The sequence below is a fragment of the Cylindrospermopsis sp. CR12 genome (assembly GCF_001432185.1).
Classification (GTDB): Bacteria; Cyanobacteriota; Cyanobacteriia; order Cyanobacteriales; family Nostocaceae; genus Raphidiopsis; species Raphidiopsis raciborskii.
The window spans coordinates 1-1,944 of record NZ_LMVE01000123.1 but is presented as its reverse complement, the minus strand read 5'-3'; the positions used below and the strand labels follow the sequence as shown (position 1 = coordinate 1,944).

The window sequence follows — 1,944 nt, the reverse complement described above, 5'->3', positions numbered from 1 at the left end:
ATAAACCATCCTACAAATAATTGTGCCTACCTACAAGCGATCGCTCTTTCGCGAGGGGAATATCAAATATTAGTAGTATTGAAACACCAGCGGGATATAGATTTCCATTATTGTTGGGTGGAGAAAACCCAACAGGCAATTTACCAAACGTGACCAAATTATTTGGGGTTGTATAACTTAAAATGGTTGTACAATCGTATTAACCCATAAATTCATATATAAATATAAAAGATAAACAATAAGAAAAAATTATGTTTATAGGGGGTTGAGATAAGTTTTTCTGTGGTCGAAGGGATAAAAATGTGGTATTATGAAGGTTGATTATAATGGAGTGTGAGCATTTATAAAAAAAGTGCATAGATTTCCATTATGAAAGTATCATCCCCAAGAGACAATAGTCAACCCCTACCATTGAAAAAAAATCGGCGCGTGGGAAATAGATATCCTCACTTGAAATTAATAGGACTTGCGGTGTAATTACCAAAGATGGGGAAAATCCTGCGGTGCTGTAATAGGAGATAGATGGCGATCGCTATTTTATGGGACTACCAAAGATGGAAAAAATCCTGTAAGTGGGTAAGTGGAATTAAATATAAGATCAACGTAGGTTGAGTTTAATATAAAACCCAACACCCCCATTATACCTATCAGAAAGTTCGTGAGTTATTAGTAACCCGAACTTCTTTTGTAGCATCACCCCGCGCTCTTGAACCAAATACTCGTAAATCCAAAATGGGAATTATCGCTTCTAGTCGAGAGGGAAACTCTGAAACAATTTTTCGATCACTATCCTGTATCATTTCTATTCCTCTAAAGAAAAACCAATCTTTGCTAAATGTTCCTTAATCTTTCTATTTAAATAATAAAGCAATTCCTGTTTGTTTAGAACCGGGATTTAATTTAAGTTCTAAATCTTGAACAAATCCCTATAATTTCATAACTCCATCTCCCAATCCTCATATTGTAACTCTTCTATTCGGCTAAACTCTCCCACATTATGAGTCACCAAAACTAAATTATTAGCAATAGCGATTGCAGCAATTTGCAAATCATAAACTCCTATTGGTGTTCCCTTTTTCTTCAAATCAGAACGAATATAAGCACAAACTTTTGCTGCATCTTTATCAAAACTAAGAATTCTAAACTGACTCAGAAAACGCTCTAATTTCTTGATATTACCCTCTATTTTTTGGCTACAAAAAGCTCCATAAAAAAGTTCAAATGCAACTACTGTAGACAAATTAATATTCTCAGGGCTTTGTTCTGACAATTTTTGAACAACTAACTGACTGGTATTATTAAGCAACTTGATGCAAACATTAGTATCAAGTAAATATGTCATAACAAAAAATCTCTCTCCTGCGCTTCTGCTTGATGCTCCCTAACCAGTGGTTCTCCTTCCCATCCACCAATAACTTCCTCAAAAAAACCAGGAAACCAGCCCCTATTTTGAGGCGTAATTATAGGTGTATTTTCCGTGATATCTTCAAGAATAGATGTGATTTCTTCTTCTAAAGTCCGTTGATGACTTTGAGCAAGATATTTGAGTTTTTCAAGAACGATAGGATTAAGCTTTTGCAAAATAACTGGAGTCATAAAACCTATAAAGTAAAACCAACCTTAGCTAACTATATTTTAACCCCCCCATGGAGAAAAAATCGGCGCGTGGGAAATAGATATCCTCACTTGAAATTAATAGGACTTCCGGTGTAATTACCAAAGATGGGGAAAATCCTGCGGTGCTGTAATAGGAGATAGATAGCGATCGCTCTTTCGCGAAGGGGGGAAACATCAAATATTAGTAGTATTGAAACACTAGCGGGATATAGATTTCCATTATTATTGGGTGGAGAAAACCCAACAGACAATTTACCAAACGTGACCAAATTATTTGGGATTGTATAACTTAAAATGGTTGTACAATCGTATTAGCCCATAAATTCG

At 35.3% G+C, this 1,944-nt stretch carries 2 protein-coding genes; both read right to left on the bottom strand.

Translation table 11 applies throughout. The features are described from left to right. Window positions 1-934 precede the first annotated feature (934 nt). Window positions 935-1,342: a type II toxin-antitoxin system VapC family toxin gene (locus ASL19_RS13940; protein ID WP_057178800.1), complete on the bottom strand. Its 408-nt coding sequence runs from the start codon at window positions 1,340-1,342 to the stop codon at window positions 935-937. After that, complete coding sequence (locus tag ASL19_RS18335; RefSeq protein ID WP_072149150.1) at window positions 1,339-1,596, bottom strand: hypothetical protein; 258 nt, start codon at window positions 1,594-1,596, stop codon at window positions 1,339-1,341. Before ASL19_RS18335 ends, ASL19_RS13940 begins: the two co-directional genes overlap by 4 nt. Window positions 1,597-1,944 lie beyond the last annotated feature (348 nt).

Bases quoted from the DNA above. Each gene is read 5' to 3' on its own strand.
- ASL19_RS13940 (WP_057178800.1), bottom strand. From the start codon at position 1,342: ATGACATATTTACTTGATACTAATGTTTGCATCAAGTTGCTTAATAAT.
- ASL19_RS18335 (WP_072149150.1), bottom strand. From the start codon at position 1,596: ATGACTCCAGTTATTTTGCAAAAGCTTAATCCTATCGTTCTTGAAAAA.